This is a genomic window from Microbacterium sp. NPDC078428 (assembly GCF_044542535.1).
Taxonomy (GTDB): Bacteria; Actinomycetota; Actinomycetes; order Actinomycetales; family Microbacteriaceae; genus Microbacterium; species Microbacterium limosum.
The window spans coordinates 207,291-224,916 of sequence record NZ_JBITUP010000002.1 but is presented as its reverse complement, the minus strand read 5'-3'; the positions used below and the strand labels follow the sequence as shown (position 1 = coordinate 224,916).

At 65.1% G+C, this 17,626-nt stretch carries 15 protein-coding genes; 13 read left to right on the top strand and 2 right to left on the bottom strand.

The window, feature by feature from the left end; genetic code table 11:
• The first annotated feature begins 54 nt into the window (after window positions 1–54).
• The 7 genes from istA (at window position 55) to ACIGCK_RS05230 (ending at window position 9,102) form a co-directional block, all read left to right on the top strand.
• Window positions 55–1,620: an IS21 family transposase gene (gene istA / locus ACIGCK_RS05260; protein ID WP_363569197.1), complete on the top strand. Its 1,566-nt coding sequence runs from the start codon at window positions 55–57 to the stop codon at window positions 1,618–1,620.
• Complete coding sequence (locus tag ACIGCK_RS05255) at window positions 1,617–2,363, top strand: ATP-binding protein (protein WP_005055316.1); 747 nt, start codon at window positions 1,617–1,619, stop codon at window positions 2,361–2,363. Before istA ends, ACIGCK_RS05255 begins: the two co-directional genes overlap by 4 nt.
• A 443-nt stretch (window positions 2,364–2,806) precedes the next feature.
• Window positions 2,807–3,832 carry a sugar ABC transporter substrate-binding protein gene (locus tag ACIGCK_RS05250; protein ID WP_396664382.1) on the top strand — a complete coding sequence of 342 codons (1,026 nt, stop codon included), beginning with the start codon at window positions 2,807–2,809 and terminating at the stop codon, window positions 3,830–3,832.
• A gap of 3 nt (window positions 3,833–3,835) precedes the next feature.
• The gene (locus ACIGCK_RS05245) at window positions 3,836–5,317 is read left to right on the top strand and encodes a sugar ABC transporter ATP-binding protein (protein WP_396664380.1); all 1,482 of its coding nucleotides are present in this window, start codon (window positions 3,836–3,838) and stop codon (window positions 5,315–5,317) included.
• 25 nt (window positions 5,318–5,342) lie between these two features.
• On the top strand, window positions 5,343–6,365 hold the full coding sequence (locus ACIGCK_RS05240) for an ABC transporter permease (RefSeq protein WP_396664378.1): 1,023 nt from the start codon (window positions 5,343–5,345) through the stop codon (window positions 6,363–6,365).
• Window positions 6,362–8,671 carry a CehA/McbA family metallohydrolase gene (locus ACIGCK_RS05235; RefSeq protein ID WP_396664376.1) on the top strand — a complete coding sequence of 770 codons (2,310 nt, stop codon included), beginning with the start codon at window positions 6,362–6,364 and terminating at the stop codon, window positions 8,669–8,671. The genes ACIGCK_RS05240 and ACIGCK_RS05235 overlap by 4 nt, the downstream gene beginning before the upstream one ends.
• Window positions 8,672–8,727: 56 nt before the next feature.
• On the top strand, window positions 8,728–9,102 hold the full coding sequence (locus ACIGCK_RS05230; protein ID WP_396664374.1) for a hypothetical protein: 375 nt from the start codon (window positions 8,728–8,730) through the stop codon (window positions 9,100–9,102).
• Window positions 9,103–9,152: 50 nt separating this feature from the next.
• Here ACIGCK_RS05230 and ACIGCK_RS05225 read toward each other — a convergent pair whose 3' ends face one another.
• The gene (locus tag ACIGCK_RS05225) at window positions 9,153–10,112 is read right to left on the bottom strand and encodes a sugar-binding transcriptional regulator (RefSeq protein WP_396664372.1); all 960 of its coding nucleotides are present in this window, start codon (window positions 10,110–10,112) and stop codon (window positions 9,153–9,155) included.
• A 187-nt stretch (window positions 10,113–10,299) separates the two neighbouring features.
• Here ACIGCK_RS05225 and ACIGCK_RS05220 point away from each other — a divergent pair, with 187 nt between their 5' ends.
• The 6 genes from ACIGCK_RS05220 (at window position 10,300) to ACIGCK_RS05195 (ending at window position 16,238) form a co-directional block, all read left to right on the top strand.
• Complete coding sequence (locus ACIGCK_RS05220) at window positions 10,300–11,802, top strand: amidohydrolase (RefSeq protein WP_396664370.1); 1,503 nt, start codon at window positions 10,300–10,302, stop codon at window positions 11,800–11,802.
• Window positions 11,803–11,804: 2 nt separating this feature from the next.
• Complete coding sequence (locus ACIGCK_RS05215; protein ID WP_396664368.1) at window positions 11,805–13,292, top strand: FGGY family carbohydrate kinase; 1,488 nt, start codon at window positions 11,805–11,807, stop codon at window positions 13,290–13,292.
• A 380-nt stretch (window positions 13,293–13,672) separates the two neighbouring features.
• Window positions 13,673–14,539, top strand: a complete 867-nt coding sequence (locus ACIGCK_RS05210) for a nuclease-related domain-containing protein (protein ID WP_396664713.1) — start codon at window positions 13,673–13,675, stop codon at window positions 14,537–14,539.
• Window positions 14,540–14,642: 103 nt separating this feature from the next.
• A complete protein-coding gene (locus tag ACIGCK_RS05205) occupies window positions 14,643–15,260 on the top strand; it encodes a hypothetical protein (protein ID WP_396664366.1) in 618 nt (205 codons plus the stop codon).
• Window positions 15,253–15,939, top strand: coding sequence for a hypothetical protein (locus tag ACIGCK_RS05200; protein ID WP_396664364.1), 687 nt, complete (start codon window positions 15,253–15,255; stop codon window positions 15,937–15,939). The genes ACIGCK_RS05205 and ACIGCK_RS05200 overlap by 8 nt, the downstream gene beginning before the upstream one ends.
• A gap of 56 nt (window positions 15,940–15,995) precedes the next feature.
• A complete protein-coding gene (locus ACIGCK_RS05195; protein ID WP_396664362.1) occupies window positions 15,996–16,238 on the top strand; it encodes a hypothetical protein in 243 nt (80 codons plus the stop codon).
• On the opposite strand, the gene ACIGCK_RS05190 is transcribed toward ACIGCK_RS05195, so the two are convergent.
• The gene (locus ACIGCK_RS05190; protein ID WP_396664360.1) at window positions 16,171–16,524 is read right to left on the bottom strand and encodes a PIN domain-containing protein; all 354 of its coding nucleotides are present in this window, start codon (window positions 16,522–16,524) and stop codon (window positions 16,171–16,173) included. The genes ACIGCK_RS05195 and ACIGCK_RS05190 overlap by 68 nt on opposite strands.
• Window positions 16,525–17,626 lie beyond the last annotated feature (1,102 nt).

Below are 17,626 nucleotides of genomic sequence, written 5' to 3'. Positions count from 1 at the left end.
TTCTTAGGCTCCTTCTGCCGCGTGGCCAATCACGCGGCAGAAGGAGTAGTTCGGATGGTACGCAGGATCAAGGCGAAGCTGGTGCTCCGGCTTCGCGCGGAGGGGTTTTCGAAGCGGCAGATCGAGGCGCAGGGCATGTCGCGACACTCGGTGATCGCGGTGTTCGACGCCGCCGACCGGGAGGGCATCGATTACGACGCTGTTGCCGGTCTCGATGACGCGGAGGTGTACTCGCGGTTGTTCCCCGGGCGAGGTGAGCACGACAGTGTTCACGCGCAGCCGGACTGGGGCCAGGTTCACAAGGAGCTCGCGAAGGTCGGAGTCACGCTCAAGCTGCTCCACGGCGAGTACGTCGACGCCTGCCGAGGCAGGGGTGAACCGGCGATGGGATACGACCGGTTCTGCAAGTCCTACCAGCACCACGTGCTCATCACCGGGGCGGCGTCGCGGGTCGGTCACAAGGCGGGGCAGTCGGTCGAGGTCGACTGGTCGGGCAAGACGATGCAGCTCGTGGACCCGGTCACCGGTGTCGTGTCGAGGGTCTACTTGTTCGTCGCGACGTTGCCGTTCTCGAGGTACGCGTTCGTCGAGCCGACGCTGGATCTGAAGCAGGACACCTGGCTGCGCGCCCATGTCGCGATGTTCGACTGGTTCGGCGGCAGTGTTCCCCGGATCGTCCCGGACAACTTGAAGACTGGGGTGATCTCCCACCCGGCGGAGGGTGAGGTGGTTCTCAACGACGCGTATCGGGAGCTCGCGGCGCATTACTCGGCGGCGGTGCTGCCAGGGCGGGTGAAGAAGCCGAAGGATAAGGCGAGCGTCGAGAACACCGTCGGCAACATCGCGACCGGGGTGATCGCGGCGCTCCGCAACCAGTCGTTCGCTACGTTGCCGGAGTTGCGGGCCGCGGTCTACGAGCGGATGACGGCGTTCAACGCGGAGCCGTTCCAGAAGCGCGCCGGGTCCCGGCTGGGCGTGTTCGAGGGTGAGGAGAAGCCGCTGCTACGGCCGCTGCCGACCGTCTCGTTCGAGATCTCCCGGTGGGTCTACGGGCGTCGCGTCCAGAAGAACGGGCATGTGGTGTTCGAGAAGAACTTCTACTCCGTTCCCTACGTCCACATCGGTCGCGCCGTCGATCTGCGAGTCACCGACAGGATGCTCGAAGTGTTCGCCGGGCAGGATCGGCTGACCAGTCATCTTCTCGCTCCGGCCGGGACGGTGAACGAGTACCGCACCCATGACAGCGATCTGCCCGACGGTCCGCAGTATCGGCAGTGGGACGCCCCCAGGGTCCGGGAATGGGCGGCGAGGATCGGGGAGAACACAACGATCGTCGTGAACCGGATCTTCGAGTCGGTGCCCGTCGATGAGCAGGGCATCAACGCTGCGCTGGCAGTGCTCCGCATGACGCGCCGGTACTCCGCCGACCGCGTCGAAGCCGCCGCCGGCATCGCTCTCGCGTCGAAGGTGAGGTCGCCGCGCTACGCACACCTACGACCCATCCTCGAGACCAGGCAGGACGAGCCCGGCAACCGTGATGCCTGGGCGACACCCGGGACACCACCCGAGCCGACGGGGTATGTCCGCGGCGCCGACTACTACGCAGGAGGCGCCCGATGAGCCGGCTCGACTCCGAGACCAAACGGAAGCTGCGCGAGATGGGCGTCACGTCGCTGGTCGACGCAATCGAAGCCCAGGACGACGCCCTCACGATCGGGGTGGTGTTCGAGGAGCGGATCAAGATCGCTGTCGACGACGCCCACGCCGCGTTCACCCACTCCAAGGTCGAAGGCCTCGTCCGACGCGCCGGGCTCCGCTACCCGAACGCGGACCTGCGCCGGGTCGACATGCTCGAACAGCGCGGCCTCGATCGCGGGGTCATCGCGCAGCTCGGGACCTGCCACTTCATCAGCAGGCAACAGAACGTCGTGTTCCAAGGATTCACCGGCTCCGGCAAGTCCTACCTCGGATCCGCGTTGGCGAAGCAGGCCTGTCAGCACCGCTACCGAGCCCACTACATCCGCATGCCCGACCTCGAAGAATCCTGGGCCGCCGCGAAGGACCGACCAGCGGGGAGAGAGAAGTGGCTACGCAAGTACGCCGCGTTCACCCTGCTCGTGATCGATGAGTGGCTGCTCGACACCCCGACCGACGACACGAGAACCATGCTCCTCGAGCTGCTCGAGAGACGCTACGACGCGACGTCGACAGTGTTCTGCACCCAGTACGCGAAGAAGGACTGGCACGGGCGCCTCGGCGGCGGAGTCCACGCCGACGCGATCATGGACCGCATCGTCCACAACACCATCTGGATCGAAACCGGCGAGGTGAACATGCGCGAACACACCGCCGCGGCCAACTGAGCCGACGCCGGTGAGCGCCGCTTCCACGGGGTGGTGCTCACCGGCAATACCGCCTGGTGCTCAACCGCGATATCCGGTGGTGCCCAACCGCAATAATCAGTGGTGCTCAAGGGGTCGAATACTCAGCAGCAGCGGCCGGCCGGGCGTCGGCTCGTCGTTCGGTAGCTAACGCCAGTTCCGGCTCGTGCGACGCGTGAAGCGGCCACGTCATAAGCCCGCGGCTCGACTATCCGGACCCTCTGTCGGGCTTGGTACGTCCGTTCAGGTTTGGCCCCAGCGGCCGGCATCTTGCGGACTTGCGGGCGCAAGCGCGCCGTTGCGGGCCACGGGGGAATGAACGTTTGTTCAGATGGGGGGTTTCAAAACGTGCACGAAACACATTGCAGAGAGGGTGATGTTCACCTTCAGACCAGCACGAGAACCGACTCGAGAATGGATAGCCCATGAAGCACAGCACTACCCGGAAGGCATTGGTCGCGGCAACAGCGGTCCTCAGCCTGGCGGCCTTCACGGCCTGCTCTTCATCCGGCGGCGACGCCGGAGGGGGAAGCGACGACGACACGTTGCGCATCGGATATTCCGTCCATACCCTCGCCAACCCGTTCTTCGCCGGTGCCCTTCAGGGCCTCGAAGAGGGGGCCGAAGAGTACGGCTACGAGCTCACCGTGGCGAACGCGGACAGCGTGCTCGACAAGCAGGTCAGCGACATCTCCAGCATGATCAGCCAAGGGATCGACTACCTGTTCCTCACCCCGCTCGACGGCACTGCCATCACGCCGTCGATCGAGGCAGCTCAGGCGGCCGGGATCAAGGTCATCGTGCTTGCGGATGCGGTCCCCGCGCCCGTTGAGGGCACGCTCGTCTCAACCCCGGACGAAGTGGGTCGCCAGGCCGGCGATGCGGTCGTGAGCTACCTGACCGACAAGTACGGCGAGCCCAGCGGCACGGTCGTCGAGGTGACCGGTGTCACGGGCATCACCGCGGCCTCCGGACGCACCGAGGGCTTCATGGAGATCCTGGACGAGTACCCCGATATCGAGGTGGTCGCACAGCAGGACGGCCGGTTCATGAGCGAACCGTCCTACGAGGTCATGTCGACGATCTTGCAGGCACAGCCCGAGATCGACGCGATCTTCGCGGCGAACGATGCGTCCGCCGCCGGTGTCATCGCGGCGCTCAAGGAAGCGGGCCGACTGCAGCCCATCGGCGACCCGGAGCACATCTTCATCGTCGGCAGCGACGGATCGCCTCCTGGGATCGATGCGATCCGAAGCGGCGAACTCGACACGACAGTGAGCCTCAACCCGCTCGAGATGGGTCGGATGGCGATGGACATCGTCAATCAACTCGAAGCAGGCGAGAGCCCCGAGACGGAGATCGCCCTCCCCGTGTTCATGATTACGCCCGAGAACATCGACAGCCCCGAAGCCGCGGAGTTCGGCATCTGGGCGGAGCAACTGGACGACTGATCCATGAACGAGACCGTGATCGAGTTCCGCGGGGTGACGAAGTCCTACCCCGGCGTTAAAGCTCTCGACGGCATCGACCTCGCGTTGCAGGCGGGCACCGTCACGGCTCTCGCAGGTGAGAACGGCGCCGGCAAGTCGACCTTCATCAAGGTACTTGCCGGCGCCACTCGCCCCGATTCGGGAACCGTGCTCGTCGGCGGGCAGGAGATCGGCACGACGCCCCGTGCGCTCATCGACGCCGGGGTCAGCGTCATCTATCAAGAGCTGACGGATGTCCCGGACATGTCTGTCGCGGACAACCTGATGCTGGGCCGCCCCCTGCACCGCGCGGGGCTTGTTCGTGCCCGGGCCAACGCGGCGGCGGCCTCCAAGGCCCTGTCGCGAGTGGGGCTCGGGTCGCTCGACACCGCCCGTCCGGTGCGGAGCCTGTCGCCGTCCGAGCGGCAACTCGTGGAGATCGCGCGGTGCCTGGCTCGCGATGCGCGGGTTCTCGTGTTCGATGAGCCGACATCGTCCCTCGCCGAGAGCGAGGTGGAGACGCTCCTCGAGATCATCGACAAGTTGCGGATGGATGGCCTGAGTGTGCTGTACGTCAGCCATCATCTCGACGAGTTGTTCCGCATCGCTGGCCGGGTCGCCGTCATGCGAGACGGGCGTCTGGTCGCAGACAAACCCATCGGCGAGTGGGACGAGCAGACGCTCGTTCAGACGATGCTCGCCAAGGATCTCGCTCACGCGTATCCCTGGTCGCCGCGCGAGCCGGGCGAAGATCGCCTCGTCGTCGAGGGACTCCAGGCCCCGGGTGTGGGGTCGGTCGATCTGCGCGCGGCCGCCCACGAGATCGTCGGTCTCGTCGGGCTAGCGGGTGCGGGACGTACGGAACTCATGAAAGCGGTCGCGGGAGTCGTGCGCCCGACCTCGGGTCGCGTCGTCGTGGGAGGCCGCGCATTGCGCGGCGGCAGCATCGCCGCTGCTCGACGCGCGGGTGTCTCGTACGCGTCCGAAGACCGCAAAGGTGAGGGCCTGGTGCTCGAAGCGTCGGTCGAAGACAACCTCTCTTACGGCCTCTACAACCAGTTCTCGCGTCTCGGCATCATCAATCGACGGCGCAAGGCGCGTCTGGCTGCGGATCGGATCACGGAGTTCGGCGCGAAGGTCGAATCGCAGGCGCGCGCCGTCGGCCGGCTCTCGGGAGGCAACCAGCAGAAAATTCTGCTGGCTCGTGTCGCCGCGCATGCCCCGACGGTCGTGCTACTCGACGACCCCACGCGCGGAGTGGATATCGGCGCCAAATCGAGCATCCACACGCACGTCCTCGGTCTCGCGGAGCGCGGAGCCGCCGTCGTCCTGACCAGTTCCGACACCGACGAGGTGCTCGCCGTCGCCGACCGCGTCTACGTCATGCGCGCCGGCCGCATCGTGGGCGAAGTGGCTCGCGCGCACTTCGACCGCGAACGCATTCTCAAACTCGCGGCCGCAGGATGACGCGCCGCTCGACCCGGAGGTTCTCATGACCGACTCAAAGCCGCTCAACGAATCAAGCCCGCCTGCGCCGCGCCGCGCCGTCACATCGACGCTTATCCAGCGCGTGCTCTCGAGCAACGTCACCGCCATCGCGGTGGCTCTCATCCTCGTGTGCATCGCCCTCAGCCTTCTCACCGATCGCTTCTTCACTGTCAGCAACCTGACCTCCGTGCTCGTGCAGTCCTCGCTCGTGGGCATCGCCGCCGTAGGGGCCACATTCGTAATTATCACGGGCGGCATCGACTTGTCCGTCGGCGCGAACCTTGCGCTGTCCGGGATCATCGTCGCGACGCTCTTCGGGCTCGGAATCGACCCCATCACGGGAATCGCGCTGACCCTCCTCATCTCCGCGGCGATCGGCGCCTTCAACGGTGCGAGCGTGACGTGGCTCCGACTCGCGCCGTTCATCGTGACGCTTGCCGTCATGGGCATGGCGCGGGGCCTGACGCTCAACATCAGCCAGGGGGCCAGCCTCTACGACCTGCCGCCCGCTTACACGTGGTTCGGTAACGGCAACGTGTTCGGAGTGCCCGCCGCGGTCCTGCTGATGCTCCTCACCTTCGTGGTGGGGCACATTCTTTTGCGAGGCACGACCTTCGGGCATCGCGTTTACGCGGTCGGAGGCAACCGTGAGGCCGCGCGGCTGGCGGGGATCAACGACCACAGGGTTCTTTTCTCGGTGTACGTGATCGCGGGTGTTGCCGCGGGCATTGCCGCCCTCGTCTCTGCGGGTCGACTCGGAGCGGCCACGCCGAACGCCGGCGTCGGCCTCGAGCTGCAGGTCATCGCAGCGGTCGTCATCGGTGGCTCGAGCCTGTTCGGCGGTAAGGGGACGATGGTCGGCACCTTCGTCGGAGTGCTGCTGATCGGTGTCATCAACAACGGCCTGATCCTGCTGAACGTCAATCCGTTCCTGGTGCAGTTCGTGCAGGGCGCGCTCATCTTCGTCGCCGTGCTGCTCGACTCGTTGAACACTCGACGTCTCGCGCGCGGGAAGCGTGCCTCATGAGCGTTCGCACCGCCGTCGTGGTCCCGCCCCAGCCCTACTTCGCGATGACGTCGCGAGTCACCGGCGCCCTCGCTTCCCTGGGTTCGCCCGTATCGCACGACGCTCGCGCGCGCCTCGAGGAGCTCGCGCTCGCCGCAACGCCGGATGCGGTGCGCGAGGCGGAGGAACTGCTCTCCGCGCTTGTTCTGATGTCGGTCGAGCTCGATTCGCAGGGGTATGCGCGCGCGGAGCGGGGAGCGGCACCCGCTGTTGTCATGGAACACGGGTGGCGAAGCGTCCTGGTCCGCATCGCGAACGATCACGAACTCGCCGTGCCGCTGCACCTGCATATCAATCCTGTTCCCGGATTCCGACAGGCGCCGGTGCCGGGAGAGTTCAGCGGACCGTCGAGCATGACGCAGCGGCCGTTCCTCGCAGATCGACTCGACAAGACCGGGATGATCGCGGACGCCTGGATGCTGGCGGATCTTGCAGACTCGGCACCGCTGAGTGGTCTCGGAGTTGAGTATCGGGTGTTGAACCTTTACGGCCGAGCACAGGGCGACCGCGAGGCCTACCTGGCACTGACCACTCACGCGGACTCACCGATCGGCGCGCACTCGGGGCAGCAGGGCATCGACATCAGCTTCCACACCGAGCGCTCGCATGCGGTGCCGCTCGAGGTCCGCGACGAAAGCGGGCTCACGTGCGTCGCCTCGTTCGTCGTGCGCGATGATCGGGGTCGCGTCTACCCCCCGCAGGCGATGCGAGTGGCACCCGACATGCGCTTCCACCCGCAGGTCTACCGAGGTCACGGTGAGACCCTGCGCCTACCGGCCGGGGAATTCGAGGTCACGACGCAACGGGGACCCGAGTACTTGCCGCACACGCAAAGGGTCAGCATCACGGGCGAGTCTGACGTGATCACCGCGAAACTCTCTCGTTGGATCGATCCCGAGGCGCACGGCTGGTACTCCGGCGATCCCCATATCCACGCGGCCGGCTGCTCGCACTACGAAAGCCCTACCGAGGGGGTTCGACCCGAGACGATGATCCGGCAGGTCCGGGGCGAAGCGCTCTCGATCGGCGCGGTCCTCACGTGGGGCCCGGGCTACTACCATCAGCGCCAGTTCTTCACCGGGCATGTGACCAGTCCCGAGGCGACCCTCGAGCATCCCTCGCTGCAGGAAGCAAATAACCAGACGTTCATAACGGAACGCACCGACCGCGATGGCGAAAGCCTCTTGCGGTACGACGTGGAGATCTCCGGGTTTCCCTCCAGCCATCTCGGTCACGTGATGCTGCTCAATCTGCGAGACCAGGACTACCCGGGCACCGCCGTCATCGAGGACTGGCCGTCGTGGACTCTGCCAGTGCTCCGCTGGGCGAAGAAGCAAGGCGCCGTGGTCGGGTTCGCGCACTGCGGATTCGGGATGGCCGTGGACTCGGACGAGCTGCCCAACGATGACATCCCGAAGTTCAACAGCATCGGAACGAACGAGGCCATCGTCGACGTGACCCACGGTGTCGTCGACTTTCTCGCGGGCGCCGAGGCGATGCCCGCCATGGAACTCAACGCCTGGTACCACATGCTCAACTGCGGGTACCGGCTGGCGATGGTGGGGGAGACCGACTACCCGTGCATCTTCGATGAACGTCCGGGCGTTGGCCGCACCTACGTCCGACTCGACCAACGACCCGTCGGGGATGACGGGTACGGCGAATGGATCCGAGGACTCGCCGACGGGCGCTTGTACTTCGGCGACGGCCGAACCCACGTGCTGGACTTCCGGGTCGAAGGCGCTCAGAGTGGCGACGTGCTCGGCCTCGCCGAGGACGCGTCGGTGACCGTCGCGGGCACGATCGCCTGCCTGCTCGAACCCGCGCCGGACGCCGAGACGGAACGTATCCGGTCTTCTCCTGGCTTCGCGCGCCCGTCATGGCACATCGAGCGGGCTCGGATCGGGTCGACGCGGTCTGTCGTTGTGGAATTGGTGCAGAACGGGCTCGTGATCGAACGCGCCACGGTTATCGCGGATGGGACGCCTCAAGACGTCGTCTGGGACGTCCCGGTGAGCGAGTCGAGCTGGTTCGCGCTTCGGGTACTCCCCTCGGGCCACACCCACCCCGTCTTCGTGGAGGTCGGCGGCCGTCCGGTCCGGGCATCCCGCCGAAGCGCGCAGTGGTGTCGTCGTGCGGTCGACGTGCTGTGGGAGGAGAAGTCGCGCTTCCTGCGGACGGAGGAGGTGGAGGATGCGCGGTTGGCATTCGATCACGCCCGACTCACGTACGACGCAATCGCGGACGAATCCGACGCAACCTCGTGAACGAGGTATGCGCGCACTGCGGCCCCGAATGTCACTGCGGTCACCCGCAGGACTCGATGCCGGCTCAGCACGAACGGGCGAACGCGGTCGGCCTGACCATCAACCCGGAAGCTCGCGTCCACGCCGAGCGCCGTGGCGCGGGAGTCCTCGAGGCGCGAGCCGGAGAGCCACTCGACGTCGAGGTCGACGTGCGCAACGAGGGATATGTGACATCCGCGGTTATCGCTGCCGTCATCGCACCAGCACATGGTGTGCAGTTGACCTGGTCTAGTGATGGCCTTGGCGGTTCGCTCACCGAGACTCGCACCGTCCGGCTCATCGTCGAACGCGAGGGACTGGTCGACATCGCCCTTTCCTTTCGGATGCCGTTCGAGCCCCCGGACCTCGGGGGCCGGGATCGCGTCGACTTGCTCGTCCGTGTGAGCGGTTGAGGCGTGTGCGGTCGATTCATCTGTCCGAGCCTGTCCGCGAGGACGATCGCTCAGCCGTCCTCCTCGTCATCGAGGGCGGCCAGCGACTTCGCGGTCACGGCGTCGATGATCAGATGCGTCACGAGACCCGCGCGGAGCGCAGCCCGGATGGCATCTGCGCGCTCTGGGGCTGCAGCTACACACAACCGAACAGGGATGCCGCGCAGTTCCTCGGGCTGGATGCCGGTCGTTCGGTCGTTCAACGGAAAGCCCTGATGGGACCCATCCGCGCGGAGAAAGACGGTGCACACGTCGCCGACGATTCCCGACGTGACGAGCGTCCGGTGGTCTGTTTCGCTGAGATAGCGCGAGGTGTAGACGGGGCTCGGGGCACCCGCGTGGACCGACCCCACGCCGAACACGGCGATATCTGCGGCGCGCCGCAGATCCAGGATGCGGCGAATGCTCGTCTCCTTCCACATCGCGTCGCGAGTCGCGGGGTCGTCGAAGAACGCGGGAACGGGAAAGTGCAGCACACTGCTGTCGAAAGCCGCCCCGAAGCGGGCAAGGACCGACTCGGGTCCGCGTCCCTCGTCGACGGTACTCACCGAGCCATTGAGCTGAACGACGCGCGAATTGCGCAGGGGGGTCGGCGTCAGGGCGCGTGCCACCAGATCCATCGTGCGGCCCCACGAAACGCCCAAGACCATACCGGGCGAGAAATTGGTTTCCAGGAAGCGGGCGGCCGCGACAGCGGTGGCACTACGCCTTCCGGGCGGTCCGCTCGCTTCTCCGGAGTCCACGACGATCGCCTCGATGCCGAAGGCGAGCGCCAGTTCGCGCTCCAAGCCCTGAGCGGTTCGGGTCGGGGGGTACAGCGTCACTTGCACCAAGCCGGTTTCGCGGGCTTGGCTCAGCAGCCGCGACACCGTCGGGCGGGAGACGCTGAGTTGCCGGGCAATGGCGTCCATCGTCTGGTTCTCGGCGTAGTACAGGGTCGCCGCGTGGTAGGCGATTTCACTGCTGGCCACTTGTACCCTCCGCACGTTCGTTCAGAGTTGATCGTTCCGGCCGGACGGCGGGCTGACGTGATGCCGCCAGTCCCGAAAGCAGGCGTGGGACGCAATGAGCCTCGTGAACGACCGTTCATAAGTATTGCACGATCGTTCAGTCGCTGTCAGATTGGCGACGATGAGTGAGCAAGCTTCGGATGTCGTGATGTACGAGAACGGCACCATCTACGACCCTGACCATGAACACCAGGCCGGAACCGCGCTGCTCGTGCAGGGCGACCGCATTCGTGCGATCGGTAGTGCGGAGGACCTCGCGTCTGCCGCGACGAGCCGAATTGACCTGGATGGCGCGACCCTCTACCCGGGATTCGTCGACGCGCACGCGCACTTCATCGACACTGGGGCAATGACATCCCGTGTGGACCTCGGAGGTGCTGGGAGCGTCAACGAGGTGATGGGCAGACTGCATGGTGGTCGTGCGACCGCGACAGACGGATGGTTGCACTCCGGGAATCTCGACGAGAACTTCCTCATCGAGCGACGGCTGCCCACGATCGTGGAGCTCGACTCCATCGGCGGCGGAATGCCGCTCCACATAAACCATCGGTCGTATCACTGGACACTCGTCAATACGGCGGGGCTCGCCGCGCTCGACCTTCCCTCAGATATGCGGGGAATCGGCCGCGACGGGGCTGGCAACCCGACGGGCCTACTCGATAAGGACGCGAACGCCCTCGCCAAGAAGCGCGTCGCGGAGATCGTGCCGGATCGTGTCATCGACGCGGCCATCACGAGTGCCGCAGAGCTCGCGGCACGGGCTGGTCTCACCTCGGTGCACTGCATCGAAGGCGGTGACGAGTACGGCGGTCGACGTTTCGTGGAAAGACTTCAAACGCGGGATGACCTTACGTTTGAAGCGACGATCTACTTCAACACCACCGAGCCGTCGGAGGCCGCGGCGCTCGGCCTTCGTCAAGTCGGTGGAGACATCACCGTCGACGGCTCCATCAGCAATTGGACGGCCGCCTTTCTCGGCGGGTACGAGGATCGGACTGGTGAGGAGGGACACCTCTACTATTCGTCGAACGAACTCGAAGCCATGATCGAGTCCGCGCACATCCTGGGGTTGCAGATCGGCCTACACGCGATCGGCGATCGCGCGATCGACCAGGCGCTGACGGCGTTCGAGGCGGTACTCGGCCGCCACCCAGCCCGCGACCACCGGCATCGAATCGAGCACTTCGGCCTTCCCCGCCCGCGGGACATCGCCCGGGCGCGTGAACTCGGGCTTGTCATCACGGTGCAGCCGGGGTTCATGTTCCAGAAGCTCCCCACCTATCGAACGCGGCTGGGAGCTCGGAGCGATAAGTTGTATCCCCTCCGCACGATGTACGAAGCGGGTGTCGCGCTGGCGGGCAGCTCGGACAGCATGGTGAGTCCATTCGATCCCCTTTTCGGAATAGCGGCCGCGGTGAACGGGCCCGTGCCATCCGAGCGAATCGGTATTCGCGCTGCCATAGACCTGTACACGCGCGGCGGCGCCTATGCTGGCTTCCGCGAGCACGAGGTCGGTGCTCTCAAGCCGGGGATGTATGCGGACTTCGCTGTTCTCGACCGCGATCTACGTCTCGTCGAACCATCCGAGATCACCGACACGCAGGTTATGCGCACCGTGTTCCGCGGCCGGTCGGTCTTCGTGCGGGAGTGAATATGCAATACCTGGCAGGAATCGACCAGGGCACGACGATGACGAAAGCGCTCATCGTGACGCCCGATGGTCGAATAGTCGGCCAGGCATCGGCGAAGCTCACCCAGCACTATCCGCGACCGGGCTGGGTCGAGCATGATCCGCTCGAGATCGAACGCCTCTGCCGCACGGTTTTCGCCGAGGCGCTCCGCGACGCGGATGTGTCTGCACTCCAGGTTGCTGCCCTTGGCATCGCTAACCAGCGAGAGACGCTGACATTTTGGCGGCGGGCAACGGGCGAGCCAGTCGGGCGCTCGATCGTGTGGCAAGACCGACGGACGCTCGGCATCTGCGAGGAGCTCATTCGTCGTGATGGTGACGGCATCCTCGACCACACCGGCGCGGCGATCGTGCCGAATGCGGCCGGGACGAAGATCCGGTGGGTGCTTGAGAACGACTCCGAGGTGCGCGAGGGCGTAGAACGCGGCGACATCGTCTGCGGCACGATCGATAGCTGGATCGCCTGGCGCCTCTCGGGAGGCCGAATCCACGCCACCGATACGTCGAATGCCTCCGTGACCTTGCTGCTCGATGCCCGCACGCGCCAGTACTCTCCCCGCATGCTCGCCGAACTCGGGATTCCGGAATCTGTGTTGCCGAAGGTCGTCGACACCATCGGGGTAGTCGGCGTGACCGATCCTGACGTCCTAGGCGCGGCCATCCCGATCGGGGCGCTGGCAGGCGATCAGACGGCCGCGGCGTTCGGTCAGGCCTGCCTTCGTCCCGGGATGGTCAAGAGCACGTATGGCACGGGATCGTTCTTAGTGATGAACACCGGCGCAGAATACGTCTCCCCGAAAGAAGGAGTCATGGCTCCGGTGCTGTGGAGTGCAGGAGGCGCCGCGACCTATGGCTTGGAGGGTTACGCGGACGTCGCGGGGGCGGCCATCGAATGGCTGCGCGACGGCTTACACCTCATCGGGCACGCATCCGAAGTCGATGCGCTGGCGGCGGAAGCACCCGACAACGGGGGCGTTGTGTTCATACCGGCCTTCGCAGGACTCGGATCTCCGCATTTCGACTCGTATGCGCGCGGAACGATCCTCGGGCTTACGCGGGGCTCAGGACCGGCGCAGATTGCGCGGGCCGCCCTTGAGGCGATCGCTCACCAGGTCGCGGACGCCCTCGACGTGATCGGGGAAACGTCGGGGATCGCGCCTACGGTCCTGCGAGTGGATGGTGGTGCATCCCGCAGCGACCTGCTCATGCAAATCCAGGCCGATATGCTCGGCATCCCGGTTGAGAGACCAGCCGTGACAGAGACCACCGGGTGGGGCGCAGCCTTGCTGGCGGGAGTGGCCGTCGGGGTCATCTCAGGTACAAACGCCGTGGCGGACCTTTGGCATCTGGAACGACGCTTTGAGCCCCTCATCGGCGACAGTCATCGGCGAGACAATCGCGAGCTCTGGCAGCGCGCCATCGAGCACAGCAGTGGTTGGTTGCGGCGGTAATTCTCTCGCTTCTACGCTGTTGTGTCCGTGCACGACATGCGAGGACGCCACGCGAGGGACTTGATGCCGCCTACTGGATGTGCGATTCGAACCGGCGGTCAGGCGTTCATCCCGAACACGCGCAGCAGCGGGGAGCATGGAATCATCCGGCGCGGGCCAACCTGGACCGTGGGAAGGGTCCCGTTCTCGATCCTGAGCTTGATCGTGCGGTAGTCGACGCCGCCGCGCGCTTTTCGCCGTGGGGGCGGGGCCGAAGCTCACCGAACTCATCTCCCTGACGCGGCAGAGGAAGAACGGCATGACGGTAGGGCCGTGCTCGAGATGATTCTGCGGTGATGCTGGCTAGGGGCCTCGAATGTCGGTGGTACGTTCGGCCCGTGATGAGCGAACCGCTTCCGGCTGGAAAGCGCATGCGGCTGCGCTACTCGGGCGTTTGTCAACTCTGCGGCACCCCGCTGCCGGCGGGGCAACATGGGATCTACGAGCGCGAGACAAAGACCGTGCGCTGTGTTGTATGCCCCGTGCCGGCCGTTGACTCCGCCCCCGAGCGCGAGCGGGAGACCGAGCCCGAGGTCGAGATCGCGCCTGACGTCGACATCGATACCGACGTGGCAGGTGGGTCGGCGCGGCGAGAGCACGAGCGCCGCAAGTCGGCTCGGGAGCAGCGCATCCGTGCCAATCACCCGAAGCTCGGCGGACTGATCCTGGCGCTTTCTGATGACCCCCAGAGCACTCGCGCGTGGGAGCGAGGCGCCATCGGCGAGGAGTTGCTCGCCGAGCGGCTCAAGGACCTCTCGGCGGATATGCGTGTTCTTCATGACCGTCGGGTCCCTGGTTCGCGGGCGAACATCGACCACATCGTCGTCTCTCCCGCGGGGGTGTGGGTGATCGACGCGAAACGGTACAAGGGAAAACGTCCCGAACTGCGCGTCGAAGGCGGGATCCTTCGGCCCCGTGTGGAGTCGCTTCGAGTGGGCGGTCGCGACCAGACCAAACTCGTCGACGGAGTTGTTTCTCAGGTCGAACGAGTCGCCGGTGCTGTGGCGGACCCGGATGTCGTCGTTCGCGGCGTGCTCTGCTTTCTCGAGGCTGACTGGCCCCTCTTCGGTGGTGACTTCACAGTGCGCGACATCGAGGTGGTGTGGCCGCGTCTGCTCACCAAGCGAATATCCGCGGCCACCCCGGCTGCCATCGACGTGGACGCTGTCTATGGTCGACTCGTGGCTGTGTTTCCGAGGAACAGCTGACCGAGGCGCGATGATGATTGGCATCCGTAGATACACGGATACAATTTCCATAAATTAACGGATAGACGTTCCGTATATTTACGAATTGTGCCAAGCTTGACCCGTGAAGACGAACGAGATCGTGTGGCGGACGCTTGCCGAGGGTGCCCTTGCGGGTCGTCGCGAGTGGCCAGACCTCAGCGCGCTTGCGGCTGCGGTCGATGCCCCTGTCTCTAGCACTCACCAGGCACTTGGTCGCTTGGTGGAGATCGGCGCGGTCCAAACTCGGCGTCGTGGCGGGATCATTGTCGTCAGCCCCGAGAAGGTTGTGCTCACGATGGCGGTGAATCGCAACTTGATCCGCGACACCGTCGCGATGACCACGCTGAGCGCAGCCCAGAGTTTGACGAACGAGCATCCGTCGGCTGTCGCCTTTGGCGGAACGGATGCCGCGCTGCACTGGCTCGGGGGCGTCAACACGATCGCCGACAAGGGGACTCGGCTGATCTACGTCGACGCGGGCGTTACCCAAGGCCTCGCCAAAGGCGAAGAGGTTCGGGTGGTCTCACGCGACCGGGTCGCCGCGCGAGTGTGGCGGGAGGGCTACTCGAGCGTCGCTCAGACCTACGCCGACCTGTTTGCGATGCCCGGGTGGCAGGCCAGCGAGTTTCGCGCAGCCCTCCACTCGAGACTTTTCGAGCGAGCGGATTGGGAACAGCCCGCGGAGGAAGCGCATGCCTGAATCCCTGAATGAATCAGACGAGAAGATTCGCCGCGTCCTCGACCACGTCGGGCGCGACCTCGACCCATCGATCTTGATCGGCGGATGGGCGACGCACCTGCGGGTCGGGGGTGAAATCAGTCACGACATCGACCTGATCGTTACTCCGAGCTCTCGCTACCTACTCGATTCGGTCGTCGAAAGTCTCACGGACAACTCGGTCCACCTGGCCCGTAAGTTTCGCGGCGAGGTGGAAGGGGTGCATTTGGACATCTACCTCCCGCACGAGTCGAAACTCGGCACGAGGCTCAAGCTCAAGGTCGAAGTGCTCGCTGAGTACGTCGACGACGACGTTGCTCCGCCCTGGTTGCTTCTGACGATCGAGGCGCATTTCGTCACCAAGCTCGCTGCGCTCTTCGATCGCTTCCGTTCGGAGAAGGGAACCAAGGATGCCCGGGAAGTTCTCGCTCTGTTGAAGAAGGGCGTCGATCCGACCCTCGCGCTTCGAATCCTGTCCGAGGCGACCGCCGGACCACCGGGAGACATCCCCGGATACGTCGACGAGATGTTCCGACTCGTCCCGCAGCTCGTCAAGCTGTCCAAGGCCGACCAGAAAGCGATGATGCGATGGCGTCGCGAGTGGACCCAGGCGGCGCTCGCGTATGCGGCTCCGCAGACGCTTCCTCCGCGCACGCTGTGAGGACGATTGGGCATTGGGCGCCGAAGTCTGCTGGAGCAGCCCGGTAGCGTTGATTCGTGCCCGCTCGCCCTTCTCGCCGCATTCTTCGCCTGCGGGCATCGATCGTCGGTATCGAGCCGGAGATCTGGCGCACCATCGATGTCGACGACCGCCTGTCGCTCGCCCAGCTGCACATGGTGCTGCAGGTGGTCTTCAATTGGTTCGGCTCGCACCTGGGCGACACTCGCGCCCTCACGCCGGGGCGACCACCCGGATCCGGGCCGCCGCGGCGGCTCGGGCGAGTTCGTCATCGTAGGTGACGATCTCGTCGGCACCGACCCTCAGTGCGGTCGCACGGTGTATCGCGTCGTTCGAACGCAGCGGAGCATGAGTGCCGGCAGCGAGCATATCCCCGCGAGTTATGTCAACCAGACTTACCGCATCGAGCACTGCCGTGATCGCATCGATTGAGATGATCGCCGGATGTCTGTCCGCGGCACAATGCAACTCGGTGTGCAGAAGCCAGGACGCCGCCAGGCGTCGAGAGGAATCAGTGAGGGCGGCGACGAGCGCTTCAGACTCGGTCTCCTCGATCACCAGTTTCATCGCGACTCAGGTGTCCAGGTAGGCCACCGTCACCAGCGGCCTCGACTGTCATCAAGCAGCTGCCGCGTACTCGCTGGCGAAACCGTCCGCGTGATGTTTGCCAGCGCATCACTACCGGTGCGGGCTGGCCTTGCCTCGCCTCGTGCGATCAGCCCGTCAAGGGGATCGCCTCCCACCGGGACGATGAGGGCAGCTAGGCGGCCGTTGTTGCTGACCAGCACCGATTCGCCTGCCTCAACCCTGCGCAGGATCTCGCGGGACGTAGCGTAGCGCGCTGTAGCACGGCCGCCAGAAGGAGGTCTAACTGTGGTTAGCATTCTGCGTAGCGCGGTGGAATCTGCATCGATAATGGTGAGCAAACTGCTCAAAATCGCCCTGTCGGAATTTAACTCCGAATGCCGTTGAATGACGGTCCCCTCTGAAGGCCTCTGAACAGGCGGGAAACGGCCCATTTTTTGCCCGCGTTTTGCCCGCATACTATTTGCTTGTAGCAGTTTTCGGACGTCGATCGGTGTCGTTGCAGTTGGCAGAATCCGCGTAATTCCGCGGAAATTGTCGTTCGGAGTCGCAGAGCACAATGCTCAAAACGTGTTCGAGTCCCTCCAGGGGCACAATTTTTGATCTAACCAGGGATTGTTCTAGTTGAGATCTCAAGACTTCTTCCGAGTCAAGGCGCCCATGGATGCGATCGAAGTCACCGAGCGCCACGTGCGCGGTTGGCTGGGCGAGAAGCTCGGCGGCGTGAGCCGCCTCGATGACTGGGTGGGACTCCGCGTATCGTGCGGGATCTCCTCGACGAGCTGCAGCCGCTTGACGGTGCGACTCCGCTCACGAGCCAGCCGCAGTACGTGAGGTCCGGCGATGTGAGCTCTGTGCTGGAAGCCATCACGGACGAGACGCGCATCGGCTCCGTCATTGTGGGATCGTCTCCAGGCGCTGCGTTCGACGCGGCCTGGTCAGGTATCTCGAAGCTCACGCGGAACAGCGTCGGAGTCGCTTCCGCATCCGTGTTGAGGCAGGCAGGCAGTGCGGTGAGGTGTACTTCTCATTCAGAATCAACCCTGGGCGGAGTCGAGACCTTGGCCTATGCTCCCGAATGGGG